This is a genomic window from Vicinamibacterales bacterium, from assembly GCA_036504215.1.
Classification (GTDB): domain Bacteria; phylum Acidobacteriota; class Vicinamibacteria; order Vicinamibacterales; family Fen-181; genus FEN-299.
Map to the genome: position 1 here is coordinate 260,372 of DASXVO010000035.1, position 23,072 is coordinate 283,443.

Genomic DNA, 23,072 nt, shown 5'->3' on the forward strand with positions numbered 1-23,072 from the left:
TCTCCTACACCGTCACCGGAGGCAGGGCCGCGAGTTCGTCCACCGCCATGCGCCGCTTGGTGATCTTCTCGTCGGAGACGATGTGTCCGTCCCTGAACATCACTACGCGCGTGCCGTACTCGGCGATGTCTCGCTCGTGCGTGATCAGCAGCACCGTGATGCCACGCTCCGCGTTCAGTTTCTGGAAGACATCCATGACTTCGACCGACGTCCGCGTGTCGAGGTTGCCGGTCGGCTCGTCGGCCAGCAGGATGGACGGGTTGTTGATGAGCGCCCGCGCGATCGCCACGCGCTGCTGCTGCCCGCCCGACAACTGGTTCGGGTAGTGGTGTGAACGATCCGCGAGGCCGACCAGTTTCAACGCCTCGAGTGCCCGCCGCCTCCGCTCCGAACCCCTCGAGGACACACCGTTGTACAGCAGCGGGAGCTCGATGTTCTCGAGCGCCGACGTCCGCGAGAGCAGGTTGAAACCCTGGAACACGAATCCGATCTGGTGATTCCGGATGCGGGCCAGGTCGTTGCGTGACAGCCGCGAGACGTCCTTGCCATCGAGAAAGTACTGCCCGGACGTCGGACGGTCGAGGCAGCCCAGGATGTGCATGAACGTCGACTTGCCGGAGCCCGAGGGCCCGGTCACGGCGAGGAACTCACCGCGCTCGACGTCGAGGCTCACGCCCCGCAACGCGCGGACTTCCACCTCGCCGACGACGTAGCTTCGCTTCAAATCGCGAACGGAGATGACTGACATAGAGCGTCGACCGACCTGTTGTGCGTGCTGGTGTCCAGTGGGCGACGACGTGGGGGCGCAGCACCCTGCGCCCCGTCCGTTCTAGTGAGGCCCGCCGCCCGGCCGTCCCATCGGTCCGCGCTGCTGCATGAGCGGCGAGGAGGTATTGGACGCGCCCGGTCTGTTCGCACTCTCATTGCCGATGACAATGCCGGTCACCAGTTCCTGGCCCGGCTGGAGTTCGCCTTCTAGCAGTTCCGTGTACTGACCGTCGGTGATGCCCAGGCGCAGGCGGACGGACTTCAGTTGCTTGGTTCCAGCGGTCCACGTCCAGGCGCGGCCGGACGAGATCCGCGGAGGCAGCGGTCCGAAGAGCGAGTCGATGGTCTGGGCGCCCTTGGTGTTCATTGGTGCCGCGTCCGCGGCCTTCTTCGCGGTTGGCGTCGCGGTGGCGCCCGCCTGCTGGAAGGCCGACACGTCCATGCCGCGTTCCTTCATCCGCGCGAGCATCTGCTGGCGTTCGTCGGGCGACATCGACTGCAGCCGCTCCATGAACCGTGCCCGCCGCTCGGGATCCATCGGGCCGCCTCCGCCCCCGGGTCCGCGCGCGCCGTCGCCTCGCGGGCGGTCGGCGCCCTGCGGCCGATCGCCGCCGCCGCGTTCGATCGGGTGTGCGGGCGTTCCGGCGACCGGCGCCTGACTGGGCGTCGGTAGGGGCGCGGCGGCCGTTGCCGGCTGTGCGGACCGGGCGTTCTGGCCGCGGGCCGGGTTGGTGCCAGGCTGCGCTGCCGGACCGGAGCCCGTGGCGCCGGCAGTGGTCTGGTTGGGGCCGCCGGACGTCGCGCCGGGGCCACCGGCCAGGCGACCCGCGCCGCGCAGCAGTTCCGGTGGCACCTCCTGGTTCAGCGCCTGGAACACGTCGGTGGTCGGACGGAACCTGATGGCCGCGTTCGGCACGCGCACGACGTCCGTCTTCTTCGCGATCTCAATCTGCACGTTCGCGGTCATACCCGGCTTCAGCTTCAAATCCGGGTTGGGGACCTCGATCACCGTCCCGTACGTGACGACGTTCTGCACGACGATCGGCTGGAGCCGCACCTGCACGACCGTGCCGCCGAACTCCTCGTTCGCGTACGCATCCACGCGGAAGTGGACGTGCTGACCGGGACGTATCCGGCCGACGTCCGACTCATCGATGTTCGCCGTGCACTTCATCTTCGTGAGGTCGGCGGCGATGATGAACAGCGTCGGCGACTGGAAGTTGGCCTGCACCGTCTGCCCGACGTCGACCGCACGCTGAACCACGATCCCGTCAATCGGCGCCAGGATGACCGTATGTGCCAGGTTCACGTCCTGCTGGTTGAGCTGCGCCTGGGCCTGCTGCAGTGAGGCCTGCGACGATCGCATCTGCGCCTCCGCCGACTTCAGGTTGACATCGGCCGTGTCGAGGTCGCTCTGCGTTACCAGGTTCTTCGCGAACAGTTCCTTCGTACGCTTCAGCTTCACCCGCGCGTCGTCCACCGACACCTTCAGCCGTTCGACATCGGCCTGCGCCCGCGTCAGGTTGGCCTTCGACTGTTCGATCTGGGTCTGGATGGCGTCCGGGTCGATCCGAAGGATGACCTGGCCCTTCTTCACGATCGAGTTGAAATCCGCCCCCAGCTCCTTGATGATTCCAGACACCTGGGAACCCACGTTCACCGATGTCACCGCGTCGAGGGTCCCCGTCGCGCCAACGCTCTCGATGATGTCCCCCTTGCTGACCGCCGCAGTGGAAATCTTCGGCTCGGGGCCCGGTCGCGTGTAGTAGTACCCCCCCACGCTGGCGGCAATCGCCGCAATCACAACCAGGGTGATGATTGTCTTTTTCATAAGAACCTTCGGGCGTTCCTGACTGGCCTAGAGTCCACCGGTGCTCGAGCCGGAACCGCCGGTCCTCGAGCCGCTGCTGCCACTCGTCGTCGTGGTGCCGCCGCCGGTGCTGATGCCGCTGGCGCCGGAGCCACGCGAGGACGACGACGTTTCCTGCACGCGCTGGTAGTCGACGAGCGACTTGCGATAGTTGAGGATGGCGCGCAGTTCGCTGTTCTGCGAATCCGACAGGTCGCGCTGGGCCTGCACGACGAAGTAGTTCGTCGACATGCCGACCTCGAACTTGCTCTGCTCGGCCTCGAGCTTCTTCTGCGCGAGCTCGCGCGCCGCGCCGGCCGCTTGCACCTGCTGGTAGTTGCTCTGCACCGTCAGCGCCGCATTCGTCACGTCGGTGGCCACCTGGAGTTCGAGCGAGCGGAGCTGCGCCTGGGCCTGCGAGTACTGCACCTTCGCCCGCGCATAGCTCACATCCGCCGAACTGCGGCCGATCGGGTACGAGAAGGTCAACTGGACGTTCCAGTTCGGGAAGCTGTTCTTGCCGAGGAATGACAGGGCGTCGGTGTAGCCGCCGGGGACCGTGTTCACGACCTGGCCGCCGAGTTGCGAATTCCTGATGAGCTGTGTGCCGCCCGTGCCGGATGCCCCGTACGTGGCGGTCAGATCCAGCCCGGGCAGCATCTGGTTGCGCAGGTACCGGATGCTGATGTCGTTGCTCTGGAGGCTCTTGCGCGCCACGATCAGGTCCGTCCGCTTCTCGAGCGCCGTCCTCACGGCGCCTTCGAGGTCGACCTTCTCGCCGGCCCCGGTCGCCGGTCGGTCCGTCGGGTTGAGCAGGACATTCCAGAGGGCATCGCTCGTGCCACCCACGATCAGGCGCTTGAGCGCGAGTTCCGCCGTCTGGCGGTTCGCCTCGACCTGCACGAGCGCCTGACGCCTCGTTGCCGCCTCGGCCTGCGCCGACACGACGTCGATTGGCGCCATCGTCCCGATCTCGACCCGGGTCTTGTTGTCCTCGACGAGCTTCTCGGCCAGTCGCAGCGAGGTTCTCGCCACGTCGACCGCCTGGATGGCGTAGACCAGATCCCAGTAGGCATTCCGCGTGTTGGCGACGGTATTGATGACGAGCGCCCGCAGGTTGACGTCCGCGTTCTCGCGGCTGATCGTCGTCGTCGCCAACTGCTGCCGCGTGTTGTCGATCTTGAAATTCCGCATGAACGGCTGGGTGAGCGACGCCGTCAGCCCTGTCCGGTACTGGGGATTGATGGTGGCGTTGTTGCTCGTCGACTCCGTGCGCGTGTTCGTCCACCCGAGGCTGACCGCGCTGCCGAACCACGGGAGGCTCTGCTGGACGCTCGCGTTGTAGAGGTAGTTGCCGACTTCGATGTTCTGCCCGCCGCTCAACTGTGAGGTTCCCTGCGACCGGTTCCAGTTGTCGCCAAAGGTCCCGTTGAGCGTCGGACGGTAGGCGCCGAGCACCTGCGCAAGCGCGAGATCCTGCAGTTGTGGGTTCAGCCGTTCGACCACGAGATCGATGTTCTGGTCGAGGGCGCGCTTGACCGCCTCTTCCATCGTGAGGGGAAACGCACGGGCTTCCGCGGCGGACATCTGCGCGGGCGTCCGCTGCTGCGCCATCACCTGCGCCTTGGCTTGGGCGATGAGTTCCTGCACCCTCGCCTCAGGGACCGCCTGGGCGCGCGCCGCGCCGATCGCAGCCAGCACGGCCATCGACGCCAAGCACACAGTTCTGATCGGGCTGAACAACGTCTTCACGGATCTGCCTCCCACGTTCGGGAATGACTGGGGATGAATGGCTGGTCGTTCGTTATCGTCGGCCGTCTCGTTCCGACGATCGCTGGCGCTCATCTTCTTTCTGCATCTTCAACAGTCTCTGCCGCTGGTCCGGCGACAGGACACGCCGCATCCGGTAGAGCATCAGGATACGGGCCTTGCCGAGCGACGCGCGCACGGCCTCCAGTTGGTCCGCCTGCTTGATGACTTCCGCCTCGGTGACATCCTGGCCGGCGATCAGGTTGGAGAGTTGCTCTTCCCGGCGGCTGAAATCCTTGAAGAGATCTTCCTGCTTGGGGTAGGACGACTGGAAGACTTCCTCGATCCGTGCGGATTGGTCTGCGGTGAGACGAAGCTCGCTCTTGTAGCGCTCGTCCTGCCACCACTTCATCCGCGGACCCCGGTGCGCCGGCAGCTGCGGGTCGCGTTGACCCGCCTGTTGCGGTCGCTGGAAGTCGTGCCGCGGCAACCCCGCAGCCGACGCCGCCGACGCCGTCGCCAGCAGGATCATCAGGAACACTGTTCTCGTTGCCCTCATCACGGTCGACATACCTCCGCGCCTATCAGTGAATTACGACAGTCCCGGACGGGGCGTTTACCGGGGGGTGCGCGGCGAAGTACCACAAGGGCAAGGGTTTCAGACCTCTGTCGGGCCGTTGGCGAGTGCTGCCAGACGCTCGATGGCCTGCCCGACGATGTTGTCTGGCGTCGATGCACCGGCAGTGACACCGACAACAACGGGGCCGGAGGCTGGCAGCCACCCGTCCTCGTCGATTTCGGTCGTTCCGCCTACGCGCCGGTGCCGAATCCTGGCCGCGGACACCAGGCAGTTCACCTCCGCGATGTGGAAGGTGGGAAGGCGATTCGCGCAGATGCGCGCCAGGTTGCAGGTGTTGCTGCTGTTGTAGCCGCCAATGACCAGCATGAGATCGAGCGGTTGTTGGTCGAGAAGGGCAACGACCGCGTCCTGCCGGTCCTGCGTGGCGCTGCAAATCGTCTCGAAGGCTCGAAATCGTTCCTGCACGCACGCCTCGCCGTACCGGTCGCGCATCGCGTGGCGGAACATCTCCGCGATCTCGAGCGATTCGGACATCAGCATCGTCGTCTGGTTGGCGAGGCCAATGTGCCCGAGATCCCGGTCTGGATCGAATGCCTCGGACGCCGCACTGCCGAAGCGAGCCAGGAACGCCGCCGAATCGTCCGGGTTTCGAATGAAGTTGCAGACCTCCAAGGCTTCCGCGCGATTGAGGACGACCAGATAGCGACCATCGGGGTGCTGCAGCGCCTGCGAGGCGGTCGCCTGGGTCTCCTCGTGATGGATCTTCCCGTGGATGACTGCTGTGTAGCCGTCACGGGCGTACTGACGGACGTTCTTCCAGACGTTCAACACGGACCCGCATGTCGTGTCCACCAGCGTGCAGCCCTGCCGCTGCATCTGCTCGAGCGTCCGCACCGTGACGCCGAAGGCCGGGATGATGACGACGTCTTCCGCGCCGAGGCGACTGACGTCCTGCCCCGCGTCGGACAGGAAGCGGATGCCGAGGGAACGCAGCTTGTCGTTGACGTGGGGGTTGTGGATGATCTCGCCCGTCAGATAGACCGTCTGGTCCGGGAAACGCCGCCGCGCCTGGTAGGCGTAGTCCACCGCCCGGTCCACGCCGTAGCAGAATCCGAACTCGCGGGCCAGGTGCACGATGATGCGCCCTTGGCGGTAGCTGAAGCTGCCGTCCTTGATCTGCTGGATGAGCGTGCTGTGGTAGTCGGCGTCGAGGGCGCCGGCAACGGCCTGCTCGAGGGCAAAGCCCTTGCGGTAGATGAGTTGGGGCATGGATGCCCAAATTATACCAGTCTACCGGCGCGCCATGACGGCTTCACGCACGTGCGGGGTGAGATCGTCGATCACCGAGAGCGCGGAAATGCGGTGACGGGTCAGCGCCAGATCGACTGCGGTAAGGAACGCCTCGTCACCGGTTTCGCTGATGACGGCCGCGTTGTCCGCCTGCGGGCTGACCCGGGCGGTCGTCGGCACGGGCGGCCGCGTGGCGGCGACCTCTGCGACGGTCCACGAGGGGACGGGCCCCGTGTTGAGGAACCGTCCGGCCGCGACACCGAGCAGCAGACCCGCCGCGGCCGCGGCGGCGATCCAACGGGCGACGGGCCGGTGGACGCCCATCCGGTCGAGGCGGGCCGTCGAGGCGGGGAAGGGGATGACGCGCGGCGAGGCCGCTTCGTGGTCGAGTCTGGCGAGGATCGAGTCGCGCTGCGCGTCGAGCCGCGCCGGCGTGAACACTTCGTCGGCCTCGCTGGCGGCGTCGTGCCGCAGGCGCTGCAGCGGCGCCGTCAACTCGGTGTAGCGCCACGTGCAGGTTTCGCAGCCGAGCAGGTGCTGACGCAGCGCGTTGCCCTGTTCGTCGGCCGTCGCCTCGTCGCCGAAGTAGAGCGCGATCAGCCGGTCGTCGCCGGGGTGATGACGATCCAGCGGTTTCACAGGTTTCCTCCGAGTAGCGCACGCAGTTTGCGAACCGCACGGAACAGATGCACCCGCACGGTGGATTCGTTGAGCCCGGTAATCGTGCTGACCTCCTTCGACGAACATCCCTCGTAGTGACACAGGAGGAAGATGGTCCGTTGACGGTCGGGCAGCCGGCTCACTGCCGATGCAATCTGCGTGCGGCGTTCCCGCAACAGCAACCGTTCCTCGGGCGACGGGCCCAGGCCGGGTGTGGAATCGATCCGGGACCGCTCGCCCATGTCGCCGTCGATCGACGACACGATCCATCGCAACCGGCGCTGTCGGGCCTTCTGACGATCGAGGCATCCGTTGATCAGGATGCGGGTGAACCACACCTCGAACGGCAACTCCTCCCGAAACGACTCGATGTGCGAGAATACCTTGAAAAAGGCGTCCTGCACCGCTTCGTCCGCGTCGGCCGCGTCGCGCAGGAAATGGTAGGCGATACGGGATGCCCGACGCTGCTGCCGCGCCACGAGTGCCGCGAACCGTTCGCGCGCGGCCCCGAATTCGGCACGCCCGACGAGCGCCTTGACCTCAGCGGCAATCCGCGAGTCCTCATCGGGCCTGGCGAGTTCGGGCAGCGACACCTGCAGTTCGTCGGTCGGACCGTCCTGCCGTTCGGCGTCGCGAGCGAACTGGAGCATCCGGACGTCTGGCATCACCGAACCGCTCACCTGTCTGCTATGAATTACGCTTCGTGACGGCAAATGTTTACAGGGACATTCTACCGCGGCCGGAGACCGGCGAACGATGACGCGCCGCCCGACGATTGCGGGGCTGACGGCCGGGAGGAGGTCAGACCTTCAGCGAGGCCAGTGTTGCCTCGAGCACAGCCACCGCAGCGTGGAGGGGTTCGACCGGCGGCAGCGGCGTGCCGGCGGCCGCGAGGATCCTGGCCTGGGTCTCGACTTCGCCGCCGGCGTCGGTGAGCGAAGGAAAACCAAATGTCGCCCCGCCACCTTTGAGCGTATGCGCCTCACGGATGAGCGTGGTGAGCCCTGGGATCGGCTCTGCCGCGATTGCCAGCCGGTCCGCTTCGGCGCGGATGGTGGCCACCCGGTCGGTCGCCGTCTCCAGGAATTCGACCCGCATCGAGGCCAGTAGCGCGGCCATCTCGTCGTCGGGTTCTGGCATCATGCGTGGATCCTACGCCGAAGACCGGTTGGCGCGCCTGAACGCCGCGCGAACGCGCGAGATCAGGACGCCTGGTTCGAACGGCTTGATCAGATAGTCGTCGGCACCGAGCTCGAGGACCCGCCGCTCGGTGTCCGGCCCGCTCTCGGCCGTCAGCACGATCACGGGGAGCGTCGCCAGCGTCAACTCACGACGGAGCCGGTCGATGGCCTGGAACCCGTCCATCTCCGGCATCATCAAATCGAGAACAAGCAGGTCGGGCCGTTCACGACGTGACAACTCCACCGCGTGAAGGCCGTTCTCGCCCTCGAGGACCTCGTAGCCCTCTTTCTCGAGGAGCAGCTTGACGAGCATGCGGATCATGCGGTCGTCGTCCACGATCAACACACGCTGTCTGGTGCGCGTCTGGACGCGCGCCGTGTCGTCGTCGGCCAGGACGCGGTTCACTTCCTCGATCGACGTGATGCCCTGCGCCACGGCGTCCAGGGCCACGTCGCGCATCGAACGGAAACCCGCCTGACGCATGGCCGCCCGCAGATCGACCGCCGACGCGGAGTCGCGGATCATTCGCCGCATGGCATCGTCTGGTACGAGTGCCTCGGCGACCGGCATCCGGCTGAGATACCCGGTTTGCCGGCAGCGATCGCAGCCGGAACCCGGGCGGGCCACCACGGCCTTGATGCCATGGGCCTCGCCGAGTCGCCGGGCCTCATCCGCCGGGATTGTCGCGCGGCAGTCGGGGCAGAGTCGTCGCAAAAGGCGCTGGGCGAATACCGCGTTCAGGATTTCCGAGACGCGGAACGGTTCGAGGCCGAGGTTGAGCAGCCGGCCCACGGCCGATGGTGCGTCGATGGTGTGCAGCGAGCTGAGGACCAGGTGGCCCGTGTACGCGGCTTGCCCGGCAATCGACGCCACTTCGGAATCGCGAATCTCGCCGATCATGATGACGTTCGGGTCCTGCCGCAACACCGATCGGAGGACCTGGGTGAAACCGGTACCCGATTCCTTGTGAACGGGGATCTGGTTGATGCCCTCGAGGTATCGCTCGACGGGATCCTCGACCGTCACGATGTTCGTGCGGCCGTTCTGCAGAAGCTGAAGGCTCGCATAGAGCCCCGTCGTCTTGCCCGAAGCGGTCGGGCCCGTGAAGAGGATCAGGCCGTCCGGCCGCTTCAGCGCGCGCTTCAGTCGTTCGGACGTGGCGGCGTCGTATCCGAGATTGTCGATCGACTGGAGTTCGCTCGTGCCGTCCACGATCCGCATGACGATCTTCTCGCCATGCACGGTGGGCAACGTCGAGAGGCGCACGTCCACGGCCCGGCCGCTCACGCGCACACGGAACGCCCCGTCCTGCGGACGGTGCTTCACGGCGATATTCGTCTTCGCCAGGATCTTGAAGCGGTTCGTGATGTGCGGCCGCGCCTCCTTCGGCAGCTCGATGACCTGCTCGAGGATGCCGCTGATGCGGTAGCGCACGGTAGCCGATCCGGCAAACGGTTCGATGTGGATGTCGCTCGCGTGAGATTGCACGGCGCCGGCCAGGATGTGGTTGCACAGCTCGATGACCGGCGAGGCATTGACTGCGGACTGGGCGGCTTCCAGCGACTCGACCGGTGCTTCCGACTTCAGCCGGACGATCAAACGCTCGACCTCGCCCATCTTCGGGTAGTGGCGGTCGATCGCCTCGAGCACCTGGCTTCGTGCCGCGAGGAATTCTCGAGTGGTGCGGCCTGCGGCAAAACCGACGTCGCGGTCGGCTTCCATGTCGTGCGGGCGGGTGACGGCAAAGGTGATGGTCCGGTTGTCTTCGTGGAGCGGAAGCACCGTGTGCTTTCTGGCAATCTTCTCAGGCACGAGGCGCACGGCCAGTTCGCTGACCCGCACGTCGCCGAGATCGATCAATGGCACCCCCGTGACCTTCGACAACGCCGCGTAGCTGTCGGCCTCCGCCACGAGTCCCATTGAGACGACAACGTCCTGCAGTGCCTGCTTCTTCGCGGTGGCCTGCTCGATGGCCTGTACCAGCGCCTCACGGGTCAGCATGCGGGAGGACAGCAACTGATCGGCGAACGCCCGGACGCCACTGGGGACTCCGATGCCCAGGTCGCGTTCCAGCCGTCGCTCGGCAGGTGGTTCCGCATGCGGTTCACGGGGTGTCATGATGGCTTCCTGGAGCGCGGGTCACGACCGCACCCTCACACGGGTGGCGGGTGCGGGGGGAATGACGAACGCAAATCGACAACCGGTCGGCGCCGAGGGCTCCACCCAGATCCGCCCGCCGTGCTGGTCCACGATGGCACGCGAGATCGCGAGACCGAGACCGGTTCCGCCAGTGACCTGGCGGTCTTCGACGCCGACGCGGGAAAAGGGTTTGAACAGCCGGTCCACGTGTTCGCTGGGCACGCCCGGGCCGCAATCTGTCACCGAGAACTCGATGCCGTCCGGCGTCCGCGCCGCCGTCGCGCGAATTGTCGATCCGCGGGGTGAGTAGGTGATGGCATTGGAGAGCAGGTTCACGAGGACGCGAGCGAGATCATCGTGGCACCCGTGCAGCTTCGGCAGTCGGTCGTCCGAAGAGACTTCCAGCCGAACCTGCCGGTCCACCGCCTGCACCTGCATCGCCTTCACCGTCTCGTGCAGCAGTTCGGCGGGGTCCACGAGACCCGGCACCATTGTCCGCGCACCGGCCTCGATTCTCGACAGATCCAGCAACTGGTTGACGAGCCGCACCATGCGCTCGGTGCTCTTGAGGGAGATTTCGAGCATCTCCCGGTCCTCGGCCTCGAGACGCTCGGCCGACCCGGCGAGCGCGAGCTGCAGCGCGCCGTGGATGGAGGTGAGCGGTGTGCGCAGCTCGTGGCTGGCCATCGAGACGAACTCGGTCTTGATCCGGTCGACGTCGGCCTCGGTCGTCATGTCGGTGTAGGTGAACACGCGGCCGGCAGGACGCCCGTTGGTCAGGACGGGACGGGACGACCGGCGGATCACGCGACGCCGGGGCCTGAGGATGACGAGCCGATCCTGGTGCACGCGGTCGCCGGCGATGAAATGCGCATCGAGCCGGGCGTAGTAGGTTTCGGGGTGCTCGGAGCGCGCTGCGATGTCGAGCTGGAGCATGCCAGCCCCTTCTTCGACGAGATCTCGATGGCCGAGGCCCAGCAGGTCGGCCACGGCGGTGTTGGCCGCCGTGATCTGGCGCGACTCGTCGTACAGGAGCAAGCCGTCGCTGCTCGCGTTGAAAATCGCGGCGAGCAGGTCTCGCTGCCGCTCGGCGTCCACCTCTGTTGAGACCACGACTGTATCCCCTACCTACGCGGCGACCAGACGGGAGCAGATATCACGGACCTGCTGACCCAGCGTCAGGGCGTCGAACGGCTTTTTGATGTAGCCGGCCGCACCGGCGGCAAAGCCCTCGTCCTGGTCCGACGCCTGCGTGCGCGCGCTCAGCATGATGACCGGGATGTCGGAGGTCCTCGGATTCGCCTTCAGCCGCCGGCACGCTTCGAGACCATCCATCTTCGGCATCAGACCATCGAGGATGACGAGGTCCACGAGGCCATCTTCGAGCAACTGCAGCGCCTCAGATCCGTCGCCAACCGACCGCACGGCGAAGCCCGAGCGCTTGAGGGATACCTCCGACACGCGTCGAATGAAGGGGTCGTCTTCGGCCAGCAAGATCGTTTTGACATCCATTGCCGCATCCTTGGTCGTCGGTTGTGAGACGCCGGATCGAGACCCGTCGCTACAGCGACAAATCGGCGCGCGGTGCGGGAACTTGAACTGAGCGGTGTGCACGTGCGGGCGGAAGGCGCACAGTCGCCCCTCGACGCTGCTCGGGGCGGCCCTGCGCTCGCCGAAGGGGCGGATCGGCGCCGCCGGCCAACTGGGCGGCAGACGCCGGTCCTGCTCAGCGGCCGACTGGCGAAATAGGGCCTCCGGCCCCGTGGGAAATGGAGGTGCCCGGATAGTAGTGCGCGAGGATGGCGGCCGCCGAGTCGCCTCGGGCCGCTCTCGAGGTCGCGCCTGCCTGGCAGAGGCCCACGCCATGGCCGTTGCCTCGGCCGGCGAAGGTGAAGGAGTTGCCCTGGCGGACGAGCGAGAACAACGTGCTGCGGAGCGACTGCGGGCCGAGCGCCGCCAGCACGGCCATCCGGAAGTCGTTCCCGCGAACGATGCGGGGGCGATCCCCAACCAGACGGAGCGTCATGGCCCGGCCGGCCTCGTCCTTCCCGGCGATCTCCACCTCGCGCAGCCGGCCTTCGACCGCGAGGCGGGAATCGTCGCGCAGGATCGCCTCCAGGCGCGCGAGTGGCAGCGTCAGTTGCCACCCGGGACGTCGCGCGCAGACGGGTTCCGCCTGCGCGACGAGATACGAGTCGCCGGGGCTTCCCCACACCTCCTCGGCCGAACTCGTGTGTCCGCCGCAGTCGGCGTGATAGACGGGTCGAACGACGGCGCCACCGGCCCGCAGGATCTGGCCCGTGGTGCGGGCGGCCGCCCGGCGCGCCAGGCGGCCGATCGCCGTTGCTGGCACGCGCTGGAATACCTGGCAGTGCGTCGCGGCGCACACATCGAAGCCCTCTGAGGCATGACGGCCCAGGCTGGCGACCGCGAAGCTGCGGCAGATGATGGCCTGCACGTCGCGGATCTGGACGGCCGCCTCCACCGACACCGCCACCGAACCGAGTTCAGCCACCACGCAGCCGGCGACGTACTCGTCGAGCTCGATCGTCTCGATCTCGCCATCGAGCCGCACACGAAGTGTGTCGATGGGGAACGGGTGTACGGGCGGAGCCACGCGTGGCCGCCCGGGTGCGCGGGATGCGCACGCCGCGAGAAGCACGACAGCCGCCATGACCATCACCAGGGCGGGGACCAGATCGCGTCTTTTGCTCAAGATTTCAGTGCCCAGGCCGATTTCCTGTTTGGTGAGTGGTCTAGCCGTTTGTCTGTGCGACGCCGCGCACACCGGCGTGCGCCTTGGAGACTCAATGACTTCCCAGCATCCGATCCTGCTCCTCGTGGACGACGACGAACGGATTCTCGACGTCGTGGCCCGCTTCGCCCGACGCGCCGGCTTCGACGTCATCACCTGCGCGGGCGGCAAACAGGCGATCGACGAGCTGCGCCGTCAACCGGCCGACCTCGCCATGGTGGATCTGCGGATGCCAGACGTCAACGGTCTCGATGTCCTTCGCGCCATTCGCGAGACGGTCCCCGGGTGCGCGGTCATCCTGATGACCGGCTACGCGGGCATCGACAGCGCCGTCGAGGCGATCAAGCTGGGCGCGGTGGACTACCTCACCAAACCGTTCGACTTCGAGCGCCTGGCGCACGTGCTGGAAACGGTCCGGGACGAGGCCGAGCGGCGGCGGGGCCTGCTCGCGGCCGAAGGCGAGGTGGCACGCCGCCTGGAGTTCTGCGAGATGATCGGCCGGAGCGCGATCATGCAGGAGATCTTCAGTCTGATCCGGCGGCTCGCTCCGCACGTCCGGACGGCGTTGGTCACGGGCGAGACCGGCACGGGGAAGGAGCTCGCGGCCCGCGCGCTCCATCGGATGGGGCCGCGCCGCGACCGGCGATTTGTGGCGGTGAACTGCTCGGCGGTCGTCGAGACGCTGTTCGAGAGCGAGCTCTTCGGTCACGTCCGGGGTGCATTCACGGGGGCGACCGACACCAAGCAGGGCCTCTTCGAGCTGGCGGACGGCGGCACGCTGTTCCTCGATGAGATCGGGGAGCTGCCGTTGACCGTCCAGGCGAAGCTGCTGCGCGTGCTCGAGACGGGCGAAGTCCAGCGGGTCGGATCGCTCGAGACCCGGCGGATCGATGCTCACGTCTTCGCATCCACCAACCGCGATCTTCGCGCCGAGGTGGCCGGCAACCGCTTCCGCAGCGATCTGTTCTACCGGCTGAACGTGGTCGAACTCAGGCTGCCGCCCTTGCGGCGGCGGCCTGAGGACATTCCCTATCTCACGGCCGCCTTCGTCCGCGAGTGCTCGGGCCGATTGCACAAGCCGCTCGTCGGCTTGAGCGCGGCGGCCGAGCGCCTCCTGGCGTCTGCGCCCTGGGAGGGCAACGTCCGCGAGTTGCGGAACGTCGTCGAGCGGGCGTGCATCCTTGCGGAAGGGGACCTCATCACCGAGAAGGATCTCGCCGTGAACGTGCCGGCGGCGGGCGACCCGCCCGTCGCGCTGGCGCCGCCGACGTTCGCCGAGGCGCTGGTCCAGGTGTCGGCCGCCGAGCGCGTGCCGGCAGATGACGATCAGGAATCGCTCGCCAGCATCGAACGCGACCACATCATGCGCACGTTGCGGCGCGTTGGCGGCAACAAGAAGGCGGCCGCCAAGATGCTCGGTCTGAGTCGCCGCGCCCTGTACCGACGGCTCGAGCGCCATCAACTCGACGAGACGATCACGCGCCGCAAGGGGCACGACATGGTCACCGCGGAGTAGGAGCGCGTGCCCTCGCGTCACAGGCCACGCTGGTGACGGTGTGCGATCCCGCACGGCTTGACGGCCCGGCACTGGCTGGTCGTCGAGAATCGGCCCGAAAGGGCTGACGCCCCGACGTCCGAGGTGGCAGACCGGTTGCAATCGTCGATCCCACGCGTGCTAATCCGCACTGGGCAGTCTGGGAGGCCGCATGGACCGCGTGCTCGTCGTCGACGATGAAACTGGAATTAGGGGGCTGGTGACGCAGTGGGTGGAGTCGCTGGGCTGCACGCCAGCCGAGGCCGCGTCCGCAGAACAGGCCGTCGAAGCGATGTCGCAGACCCCATGCGACGTCGCGATCTGTGACGTCAACCTTCCCGGGCACGACGGTCTCTGGCTCGCGCGCCACATCCGGCAGTTCCACCCGGACACGGCCGTTGTTCTCGCGACTGGTATCCAGGATATCGAATCCGCCGTTGGCGGCCTCCGGGCCGGCATCGTCGATTACCTCCTCAAGCCGTTTGGGCGCGAGCGGTTCCGCGAAGCGATGGATCGGGCGCGGCAGTGGCATCGCGCGGCGGCTGACACCCTGAGATGGCGGCAGTCGGTGGAACTCGAACTCCAAACGAGACGACGGCAGCTCAGCGATGCCGTGCTGCGGCTCGACCTGAGCAGCGACGCCGCCATTCGGGGCGCGTTGGGGCTGCTCACGATTCGAGATCGGCCGATGTTCGAACACGCGCTTCGCGTCGCGGCGATGGCGGTTGAGATCGCGAACGAAGCGAGGCTCTCGCCAACCGAGACGGCGGATCTCGAACGCGCGGCGATCGTGCACGAAGTGGCGCGGACGGTGATTCCGGAGACGATCCTCTGGAAGCCGGGCGAACTGTCGGTGGAGGAGTGGACGATCCTCCGGCGCGAGCCGGATCTCGGGTACGAGCTGTTCTCGGGGATTCCGGCGCTCGCTTCGGCTGCCTTGGTTGTCCGCAGCATGCGGGAACGCTACGACGGCACCGGCTATCCGCAGGGGCTGGCAGGCCTCGACATCCCTGTCGGTGCGCGAATCCTGGCGCTGGCCGATTCGTATGACACGATGATCCGGCCGCGAGGACATCGCGAGCCGCTGACCCCGTCGGACGCCGCAACCGAGATTGCCGAGGGCCGTGGCACGCAGTTCGATCCGCGCGTGGCCGCCGTGCTGCTTCAGATTCTCGGCCACGCCGGTTTCGACGCTTCATGACGAGTGCCGGCCGAACGGCCGGCTCTGAGCGAAGGTCAACGGAGGCCGGCCTCTGCTACCATACGCGCATGCACTGGGAGCCGGTGATCGGCCTCGAGATTCATGCCCAACTGGCCACGGCCAGCAAGATCTTCTGCGGGTGTGCGGTCCGTGCGGGAGCAGCGCCGAACACGCTGGTGTGCCCTGTATGCCTCGGGCTCCCCGGTGCGCTGCCGGTCCTCAACGATCGCGTCGTGGACGACGCCATCCTCGCGGCCCTCGCGCTGGGGTGTGCGATCCAGCCTGTATCGGTCTTCGCGAGGAAGAACTACTTCTATCCCGACCTCCCGAAGGGCTACCAGATCTCTCAGTACGATCGGCCGCTCGCGCTCGACGGGCACCTGGAGTGGGGGAGCGGCGGCCGGGTCACGCGCGTCGGCATCACGCGCGTGCACCTGGAAGAGGATGCCGGGAAGTCGCTCCACGAAGGATTCCCGGATTCGGCGTCCCGGGCCTACATCGACTTCAACCGAAGCGGAGTGCCGTTGATCGAAATCGTCAGCCGGCCGGATTTGCGGGCGGCGGCCGATGCCGCCGCGTTCTTCCAGCGCGTGCGCGACATCCTCGTCGAGATTGGGGTCAACGGCGGCAGCCTCGAGGAAGGGCAGCTCCGTTGCGACGCCAATATCTCGCTGCGGCGGGCCGGTGAGGCGCTGGGGACGGCTGTCGAGGTGAAGAACCTCAATTCGTTTCGGTTCCTTCACAAGGCGCTGGACCACGAGATCGAGCGACAGCGCGAGGCGCTCGAACGTGGCGAGCGTGTTCAGCACGAGACGCGTCTCTGGGACGTCGCCGGCGGCCGCACGGTGGTGATGCGCAGCAAGGAAGAGGCCCAGGACTATCGCTACTTCCCTGAGCCCGACCTGCCACCACTGGCCGTCGGGCCGGAGCGGATCGCGCGGCAACGGCAGCGTCTGCCGGAGCTGCCTGACGCTCGCCGGCTCCGTCTCGCGGAGCGGTTCGGCCTCTCGGAGTACGACGCCGCGCACGTCGGCGCGTCGAAGGCGGTGACCGACTTCTTCGAGTCCATGATCGCGGCGGGCGCGCAGCCGAAGGAGGCCGCCAACTGGATCAGCGGCGAGGTCACGCGGAGGGTGAACGAGGGGAGTTGCGGCATCAAGGCCGCGGGCGTCGCACCTGCGGCCCTCGTCGAGTTGATCCAGCTCGTCGGCCAGGGAACGATCAGCGGCAGCGTCGCGAAGGACGTGTTCGAGAAGATGTGGGGGAGCGGCCGTCGCGCGTCGGAGATCGTGGCCAGCGACGGGCTGTCACAGATCGATGACCGCGACGCGTTGGCGGAAATCGTCCGGCAGGTGGTCGCGGGCAATCCGGCGCCGGTCGCGCAGTACAAGGCCGGAAAGAAACTGGTATTCGGGTTCTTCGTGGGGCAGGTGATGAAGGCGACGGGCGGGAAGGCGAATCCGACGATCGTGACGGCGCTCGTCGAACGCGAACTGGAGCGGACATGAGCGACGGGCGGGCCGGGACAGCGGCGCCGGCAACCGAAACCGCGACGCCGCCGGACGCCGCCGGGTGGACATGGCGCGAAGCGTCCGGTGTCACCCTGATCGCAGTCGTGGCGGCGGTCATTGGCACATGGCCGCTCGTGGCCCATCCGTTCTCGCGACTGATGGCACCGGTCGGCCCGGGCGATCCCTATCTGAATCTCTGGATCCTCGGTTGGGATCTGCGGACGCTCACCGAGACGCCGGTGGCATGGCTCACCGGCCGAGTGTTCGACGCGAACATCTTCTTTCCCGCCGAACGGACGCTCGCGTACTCCGACCACCTCCTCCTGCAGTCCCTCGCCGTGTGGCCGCTGTATGCGATCACGCGGAACCTGACGGTCTGCTACAACGCGCTCCTCTTCGGCTCGGTCGCCGGCTGCGTGCTGGCGATGTACGCGTTCGTCCGGGCGGTGACCGGCTCGCGGGCCGGTGCCCTCGTCGCCGGAGTGGCCTGGGGCCTGATGCCGTTCCACTTCGCGCACCTCCTGCACCTGCAGTTGCAGGCGCTGTACTTCTTGCCGCTCGCATTCCTGTTCCTCCACCGCGTCATGGCGGGCCGTCGCCGCCGCGACGCCGCGTGGCTCGGCGTCATGGCCGCGCTGTCCGCGGTGTCGAGCGTGTACTGGGGCGTGATCGGAACCGTTGCGCTCGTGCTGGGTGCGGCGACGCTCGCTGTCGGCGTCGGCCGGTGGCGAAGCGCGGTGATCGCGCGCCGGCTGCTGCAGGCGTTCGCCGTGGGTGCCCTGCTCATTGCGCCCGTCATGTGGCCGTACTGGCAGGTGCAGCGGCGCGAGGGCTTCACGCGCAACCTCTACGAGGCATCGCAGCACGAGGCGAAGCCGATCAGCTACCTCCGCGTCCCGCCGGGCAACCTGCTCTACGGGAGGACGGGATGGCTGCGTCCGCCCGCCGCCAGCCCTGCGAACCCGGCGAAGCACGAGGGTCCGGAACAGGAACTGTTCCCTGGCTTCGTGCTCCTCGCGCTGGCCGGGTATGGCGCGTGGAAGGGCTGGCGGTCTGATGCGCGGCCGTTCGTGTTGACGATGGGTGCCGTGGCACTCGGCGGGTTCGTGCTGTCGCTCGGTCCGGACGGCGTGCGCGTCCTGTACGCCGCGTGCCACCGGTTCATCTTCGGATTCCAGGCCGTCCGCGCTCCCGCGCGATTCGGCGTGCTCGTGGGTTTCGGCCTGGCGGGCCTCGCGGCCCTTGGCGTGCGCGAGTGGGGAGGGCGCCGCAGCAGCGGCGAACGGACATCGTGGCCGTACCCGCTGGCGTTCGTCCTGCTCGTGGGTCTCGAGTTCATCAACGTGCCCCTGCCGTCCGTGCCGGCGCCACCGCGATCGACGCCCGCCGGAGCCTGGCTCCGGGCGGCGCCGCAACCCGGCGCCGTCCTCTACCTTCCGCTGTCGAGCGACCTGGAGAACACACCGGCGATGGTGGCGTCCCTCGAACACGGCCGGCCGATCGCGAACGGCTACAGCGGTCAGCGGCCCGCGTTCTTCATGGGCCTGGTCGACACGCTGAACCGGCTGCCGGCGGCCGACGCGCTGTGGACGCTCCGCGACCTCAACGTCCGGTTCGTCGTCGCTTCCGAGGCGCTGGCCACAGGGTTGGCGCCAGGCCCGCTCGTCGAGCGCGCGCGCTTCGACGACGCGATCATCTACGAAGTGGTCTGGACGCCGGCGCTGGAAGCCGCGATTCCGCGGCCGGAGTTGCCGCCCCCGCCGGTTCCGGGTGCCTTGCCGTTTGCCGTCAGCGAACGGTCGGTGTACCGGATCGTCTGGCTGACCGGGGGATCGATGAGCGTCGCCGCCGGGACGGCCACCTTCACAGCGGACGTGTCCACCCACCATTTCGCCGTGGACGTGGAGACGGCGCCGTGGGTGGCACGGTTCTTCGAGGCGCGGGACCGGTTCGAATCCTGGACGGACGATCAATTGCTGCCCCTCCGCCAGGAGCAGCACCTGCGCGAGGGGCGCCGCGTCATCGATCGGACGACCCGGTTCGACCATGTCAGCCGGACCGTCACGACCGGCGACGGGCCCTCGCTGCCGTTGCCCAGCGGCGGGCGCGATGGGCTGACCGCGTTCTTCTTCGCGCGAACGCTGCCAATGGTGCCGGGGTATCGCACGCGATTCCCGGTCACCGAGGGCGGCCGCAGCTATCTGGTCGATCTCGACGTCCAGCAGATCGAGGCGGTGAGCGTGAACGGAAAGCCGGTGGAGGCGTTCCGCGTCGTGCCGCGGTTCGAGTCGGCCGGGAACGCGCGCCAGCGGGGGATCCAGGCGACGCTGTGGCTGAGCCGTGACGCGCAGCGCATTCCCCTCCGGTTCGACATCGAGGCGCCGTTCGGCGCGTTCCGCATCGAACTCGAACGACGCGACGCGCGGTAGCCCGGGCGGCGCGTCTGCACGTGCTATACTCGCGGTCGCCTTCGAGGACGGCCACGCACTTGCCTGTTGCCTGCACGGACGAGCCACTGTGATCGAGATCGAAGGGCTGTCCAAGCTCTACGCTCGCGATGTGTTCGCGCTCGACGACGTCACGCTGACCGTGGCAAGGGGAGAGTTCGCCTTTCTCACGGGGGCCAGCGGCGCGGGCAAGACCACGCTCCTTCGAATCCTCCTGAGACAGGAATGCCCCACCGGTGGGAGAGTTGCGGTGGACGGCCGTGACTTGGCGAGCCTGAGTTCGGCCCAGGTGCAGGCCTACCGCCGCACGGTGGGATTCGTCTTCCAGGACTTCAAGCTGATTCCCCGCAAGACGGTCTTCGAAAACGTCATCTTCGCCCTTCGGATTCTCGGCGTGCCGGACGTCCAGCAGCGGCGGCGCACGTTCCAGGTGCTGAAGTGGGTCGGCCTGCAGCACCGCGCCAATGCATACCCGGTGGAATTGTCCGGGGGCGAGCAGCAGCGCATCGCCATCGCCCGGGCGCTCGTGAACGAGCCGATGCTGGTGTTGGCCGATGAGCCGACCGGGAATCTCGATCCTGACCTCGCCCTCGAGATCATGACGCTGTTCCGCGAGATCAACGCGACCGGGACGACCGTGATCGTCGCGACGCACGACCGCGAGTTGATCCGCCGGGTCGGCCGTCGCGCGATTACCCTCGACCGCGGGCGGGTGGTGAAGGCGGGATGACGCCGGGAGCCCACGCATGATCGGCGCGCTGAAACATTTCATCGTCGAGGCGGCGACGAGCGTCTGGCGCGGCCGACGATCCAGCGCGTTGTCCATCCTCACGATTGCCATCGCGCTCTTCATGCTCGGCCTGTTTCTGCTCGTCACGGCGAACCTCGAGCGATTGGTCGACCGCTGGAGCCGCTCCGCGGAGTTCTCCGTGTACCTGCGAGACGACGCCACGACGGAGGAGCGGGGCACGATTGCGCAGGCCCTGAAGGCAGATCGGGCCATCGCGTCGGTCGAGTTCGTGTCGAAGGATGCCGCGCTCGCGCGCTTCCGTCGCGATTTCCCGGACCTCGCCCCGGCAACGCAGGGTGCCCCTCAGAATCCCTTCCCCGCATCGTTCGAAGCGCGGCTCGGGTCGGCGATGGCCGACGCCGCGGGTCTCGCGCAGCTCGCATCGCGTGTCGCCAGTATGCCTGGTGTGGCCGACGTTCGGTACGACCGGCGCTGGCTCGACCGGCTCGCGTCGCTGACCGTGTTCACCCGCTGGGCCGGGTTCGCGCTGGCCGCCGTGCTCGTCCTCGCGGCGGCGCTGACGGTCACGACGGTGATCCGCCTCGCGCTGTATGCGCGCCGCGACGAGGTCGAGATCATGGAACTGGTGGGCGCACCGATGGCGTTCATCCGCGGGCCATTCGTGTTCGAGGGAGTACTCCAGGGCGGCCTCGGCGCGTTGCTGGCGCTCGTCTCGTTGCGCATCGGTCTCGCTGTCGCCCGGGTCCGGCTCGCGTCGATGGCGTCCGGGATCGTTGACCCGGCGAGCATCGAGTTCCTGTCGACCGGTACGGTGCTGCTCGTCCTCGTTGGTGGGATGCTGGTCGGCTGTGTCGGCGGGTTCGTCGCGGCGCGACGGCTGCGCTGAGTTCAGATCGGAGCGTTTTGGTCGCCGTTGACAGCCGTGCGAGCCCTCACTAGACTGGGAATTGCCTACCGCTTCTTCCTGCTTGGCTAAGGAGTCGCATGCATCGTGTCCTGTTCGACCCGCGGCCATTGAGTGCGCATCGTCCGGGAATCCTCTTCGAGTTCTACCGCGAGGAATTGATCAAGCATCAGCGCTGTCTGCAGCGGCAGCGGGAGTATTATTCCGAACGCGCGTACGCGAGCGCGGAGAAGGCGCTGAGCCGCCTGCTCGCGCAACTCGACCAGCTGTGTCGATCGAAGAACGCGGACCAGGTGATGTGCCGTCTGCTGCGGCAATTCGACGTGGTCACCAATCTGTCGGCATGGTCCGACCCCAACAAAGTGAACTAGGTCCATCCTTCCACGCTTTCGCCGCGATCTTCTCGTGCTCTTCCGAGCGGCTGTCGAGGCGGTCAGTACGCCGCGGCTGCTCGAGGTCGCTCTGGCTCTCCCGGAAATCCAATCGGTCCTCGACGCCGGCTCGGTCCGCGTACTCTCCGCAGGCAAGGCGTCCGCGCACATGGCGGTGGCCTACGCCAGTGCCGGAGCACCCGCCGTGGCCGGTGTCGTCGTCGGCACGCATGCCTCCAGCGCGCTGCCGGCGCCATTCGAGTGGATTCCCGGCAGTCATCCCGTGCCCGATGCCCGTAGCGTCGCCGCCGGCGCCCGCAGCCTGGAGCTCGCGCGCGGCGTTCCGGCCAACGGCGCGCTGGTGGTGCTGCTGTCAGGTGGGGCGTCCTCCCTGCTGGCGCTGCCCCGAGCGGGAATCACGCTCGCGGACAAGCAGAGCACCACGCGTCGGCTGTTGCTGGCAGGCGCGGACATCGATGCGCTGAACACCGTGCGAAAGCACCTGTCGGCCATCAAGGGTGGCCAGCTGGCGGCCGCCGTGGCGGGGCGGACAGTGGCTCTCGCCGTCTCGGACGTCGTCACCAACGACACGAGCGTGATTGGGTCCGGTCCGACAGTGCCGGATCCGACGACATTTGCCGACGCGTGGCGGATGCTCGAGCGACTAGGCGGCGTGGGGTCATATCCCGCCGCGGTGGTCGATCTGCTGCGGCGTGGAACCGCCGGGGAGGAACCGGAAACGCCCAAGCCTGGCGACCCCCGGCTGGATCGCGTGCTCACGCGAGTGATTGGAACTCGCATGGACGCGGTTGCTGGCGCCCGCCGTGCCGCGGAGGCGCTGGGGTACGCCACCATCGTCCTCGACGAGCCCGTGGTCGGGGAGGCGCGCGAGGCAGGGCCGGCGCTTGTCGCAATGGTACGTCACCGGACCCGGGATGTGCGTGGGCCCGCTTGCGTGATCGCGGCGGGCGAGACCACTGTCCACGTCACCGGCCGCGGGCGCGGCGGCCGCAATCAGGAACTCGTCCTGTCGGCGGCCCGCGCGATCGCCGCGCTCGGCGGTCCGGCGGCGATGCTCAGTGGCGGGACAGATGGGATTGATGGTCCGACCGATGCGGCAGGTGGCATCGCGGACGGCACCACGCTCGTCCGTACCGAGCAGGCTGGACTCGGGACTCCGGAGGCGTTTCTGGCCGACAACAACGCCTATCCGCTGCTCCACGCTCTGGGTGATCTCGTCGTCATCGGGCCCACCGACACCAACGTCGGGGACGTGCAGATCGTGCTGCTCCAGTGCGCGCCCGTGTAGCTCTCCCTCGCTACTCGGCGAACCGTCGCGGTTCGCGAGTGATTCTGTCAGACTACGCGGAACAAGGAAGGC

20 protein-coding genes are annotated in these 23,072 nt (G+C 67.5%); 8 read left to right on the top strand and 12 right to left on the bottom strand.

Going from position 1 to position 23,072, the window contains the following annotated elements; all coding sequences use genetic code 11:
- Positions 1-4: 4 nt before the first annotated feature.
- The 12 genes from VGK32_09770 to VGK32_09825 form a co-directional block, all read right to left on the bottom strand.
- On the bottom strand, positions 5-748 hold the full coding sequence (locus VGK32_09770) for an ABC transporter ATP-binding protein (GenBank protein HEY3382044.1): 744 nt from the start codon (positions 746-748) through the stop codon (positions 5-7).
- A gap of 81 nt (positions 749-829) precedes the next feature.
- The gene (locus VGK32_09775; protein HEY3382045.1) at positions 830-2,599 is read right to left on the bottom strand and encodes an efflux RND transporter periplasmic adaptor subunit; all 1,770 of its coding nucleotides are present in this window, start codon (positions 2,597-2,599) and stop codon (positions 830-832) included.
- Positions 2,600-2,626: 27 nt separating this feature from the next.
- Positions 2,627-4,369 (bottom strand): TolC family protein, encoded by a 1,743-nt coding sequence (locus VGK32_09780; protein HEY3382046.1) that lies wholly within the window; start codon positions 4,367-4,369, stop codon positions 2,627-2,629.
- 52 nt (positions 4,370-4,421) lie between these two features.
- Positions 4,422-4,925 (bottom strand): Spy/CpxP family protein refolding chaperone, encoded by a 504-nt coding sequence (locus tag VGK32_09785; protein HEY3382047.1) that lies wholly within the window; start codon positions 4,923-4,925, stop codon positions 4,422-4,424.
- 99 nt (positions 4,926-5,024) lie between these two features.
- Positions 5,025-6,215 (bottom strand): 4-hydroxy-3-methylbut-2-enyl diphosphate reductase, encoded by a 1,191-nt coding sequence (locus VGK32_09790; GenBank protein HEY3382048.1) that lies wholly within the window; start codon positions 6,213-6,215, stop codon positions 5,025-5,027.
- Between the two features lie 21 nt (positions 6,216-6,236).
- On the bottom strand, positions 6,237-6,875 hold the full coding sequence (locus VGK32_09795) for a hypothetical protein (GenBank protein ID HEY3382049.1): 639 nt from the start codon (positions 6,873-6,875) through the stop codon (positions 6,237-6,239).
- Positions 6,872-7,561: an RNA polymerase sigma factor gene (locus VGK32_09800; GenBank protein ID HEY3382050.1), complete on the bottom strand. Its 690-nt coding sequence runs from the start codon at positions 7,559-7,561 to the stop codon at positions 6,872-6,874. Before VGK32_09800 ends, VGK32_09795 begins: the two co-directional genes overlap by 4 nt.
- Before the next feature lie 136 nt (positions 7,562-7,697).
- Positions 7,698-8,039 carry an Hpt domain-containing protein gene (locus VGK32_09805; protein HEY3382051.1) on the bottom strand — a complete coding sequence of 114 codons (342 nt, stop codon included), beginning with the start codon at positions 8,037-8,039 and terminating at the stop codon, positions 7,698-7,700.
- 9 nt (positions 8,040-8,048) lie between these two features.
- Positions 8,049-10,196, bottom strand: a complete 2,148-nt coding sequence (locus tag VGK32_09810; GenBank protein HEY3382052.1) for a type II/IV secretion system protein — start codon at positions 10,194-10,196, stop codon at positions 8,049-8,051.
- 21 nt (positions 10,197-10,217) lie between these two features.
- The gene (locus tag VGK32_09815; GenBank protein HEY3382053.1) at positions 10,218-11,330 is read right to left on the bottom strand and encodes an ATP-binding protein; all 1,113 of its coding nucleotides are present in this window, start codon (positions 11,328-11,330) and stop codon (positions 10,218-10,220) included.
- Between the two features lie 15 nt (positions 11,331-11,345).
- Positions 11,346-11,729: a response regulator gene (locus VGK32_09820; GenBank protein ID HEY3382054.1), complete on the bottom strand. Its 384-nt coding sequence runs from the start codon at positions 11,727-11,729 to the stop codon at positions 11,346-11,348.
- A gap of 214 nt (positions 11,730-11,943) precedes the next feature.
- On the bottom strand, positions 11,944-12,933 hold the full coding sequence (locus VGK32_09825) for a SpoIID/LytB domain-containing protein (GenBank protein ID HEY3382055.1): 990 nt from the start codon (positions 12,931-12,933) through the stop codon (positions 11,944-11,946).
- 94 nt (positions 12,934-13,027) lie between these two features.
- Here VGK32_09825 and VGK32_09830 point away from each other — a divergent pair, with 94 nt between their 5' ends.
- The 8 genes from VGK32_09830 to VGK32_09865 all read left to right on the top strand — a co-directional run bounded on the left by VGK32_09830 (position 13,028) and on the right by VGK32_09865 (position 23,000).
- Entirely contained in the window at positions 13,028-14,488 is a 1,461-nt protein-coding gene (locus tag VGK32_09830) for a sigma-54 dependent transcriptional regulator (GenBank protein ID HEY3382056.1), read from the top strand.
- A gap of 190 nt (positions 14,489-14,678) precedes the next feature.
- On the top strand, positions 14,679-15,707 hold the full coding sequence (locus VGK32_09835; protein HEY3382057.1) for an HD domain-containing phosphohydrolase: 1,029 nt from the start codon (positions 14,679-14,681) through the stop codon (positions 15,705-15,707).
- Positions 15,708-15,775: 68 nt separating this feature from the next.
- Complete coding sequence (gene gatB / locus VGK32_09840) at positions 15,776-17,215, top strand: Asp-tRNA(Asn)/Glu-tRNA(Gln) amidotransferase subunit GatB (GenBank protein ID HEY3382058.1); 1,440 nt, start codon at positions 15,776-15,778, stop codon at positions 17,213-17,215.
- The gene (locus VGK32_09845; GenBank protein ID HEY3382059.1) at positions 17,212-19,647 is read left to right on the top strand and encodes a DUF3108 domain-containing protein; all 2,436 of its coding nucleotides are present in this window, start codon (positions 17,212-17,214) and stop codon (positions 19,645-19,647) included. The genes gatB and VGK32_09845 overlap by 4 nt, the downstream gene beginning before the upstream one ends.
- A gap of 88 nt (positions 19,648-19,735) precedes the next feature.
- The gene (gene ftsE, locus VGK32_09850; GenBank protein HEY3382060.1) at positions 19,736-20,395 is read left to right on the top strand and encodes a cell division ATP-binding protein FtsE; all 660 of its coding nucleotides are present in this window, start codon (positions 19,736-19,738) and stop codon (positions 20,393-20,395) included.
- A 16-nt stretch (positions 20,396-20,411) separates the two neighbouring features.
- The gene (locus VGK32_09855) at positions 20,412-21,302 is read left to right on the top strand and encodes an ABC transporter permease (protein ID HEY3382061.1); all 891 of its coding nucleotides are present in this window, start codon (positions 20,412-20,414) and stop codon (positions 21,300-21,302) included.
- 98 nt (positions 21,303-21,400) lie between these two features.
- Positions 21,401-21,691: a hypothetical protein gene (locus VGK32_09860; protein HEY3382062.1), complete on the top strand. Its 291-nt coding sequence runs from the start codon at positions 21,401-21,403 to the stop codon at positions 21,689-21,691.
- A gap of 34 nt (positions 21,692-21,725) precedes the next feature.
- The gene (locus VGK32_09865; protein ID HEY3382063.1) at positions 21,726-23,000 is read left to right on the top strand and encodes a DUF4147 domain-containing protein; all 1,275 of its coding nucleotides are present in this window, start codon (positions 21,726-21,728) and stop codon (positions 22,998-23,000) included.
- Positions 23,001-23,072 lie beyond the last annotated feature (72 nt).

Coding starts and splice junctions, on each gene's coding strand:
- VGK32_09770 (HEY3382044.1), bottom strand. CDS start 748: ATGTCAGTCATCTCCGTTCGCGATTTGAAGCGAAGCTACGTCGTCGGC.
- VGK32_09775 (HEY3382045.1), bottom strand. CDS start 2,599: ATGAAAAAGACAATCATCACCCTGGTTGTGATTGCGGCGATTGCCGCC.
- VGK32_09785 (HEY3382047.1), bottom strand. CDS start 4,925: ATGAGGGCAACGAGAACAGTGTTCCTGATGATCCTGCTGGCGACGGCG.
- VGK32_09790 (HEY3382048.1), bottom strand. CDS start 6,215: ATGCCCCAACTCATCTACCGCAAGGGCTTTGCCCTCGAGCAGGCCGTT.
- VGK32_09800 (HEY3382050.1), bottom strand. CDS start 7,561: ATGCCAGACGTCCGGATGCTCCAGTTCGCTCGCGACGCCGAACGGCAG.
- VGK32_09805 (HEY3382051.1), bottom strand. CDS start 8,039: ATGATGCCAGAACCCGACGACGAGATGGCCGCGCTACTGGCCTCGATG.
- VGK32_09810 (HEY3382052.1), bottom strand. CDS start 10,196: ATGACACCCCGTGAACCGCATGCGGAACCACCTGCCGAGCGACGGCTG.
- VGK32_09820 (HEY3382054.1), bottom strand. CDS start 11,729: ATGGATGTCAAAACGATCTTGCTGGCCGAAGACGACCCCTTCATTCGA.
- VGK32_09830 (HEY3382056.1), top strand. CDS start 13,028: ATGACTTCCCAGCATCCGATCCTGCTCCTCGTGGACGACGACGAACGG.
- VGK32_09835 (HEY3382057.1), top strand. CDS start 14,679: ATGGACCGCGTGCTCGTCGTCGACGATGAAACTGGAATTAGGGGGCTG.
- gatB (HEY3382058.1), top strand. CDS start 15,776: ATGCACTGGGAGCCGGTGATCGGCCTCGAGATTCATGCCCAACTGGCC.
- VGK32_09845 (HEY3382059.1), top strand. CDS start 17,212: ATGAGCGACGGGCGGGCCGGGACAGCGGCGCCGGCAACCGAAACCGCG.
- VGK32_09855 (HEY3382061.1), top strand. CDS start 20,412: ATGATCGGCGCGCTGAAACATTTCATCGTCGAGGCGGCGACGAGCGTC.
- VGK32_09860 (HEY3382062.1), top strand. CDS start 21,401: ATGCATCGTGTCCTGTTCGACCCGCGGCCATTGAGTGCGCATCGTCCG.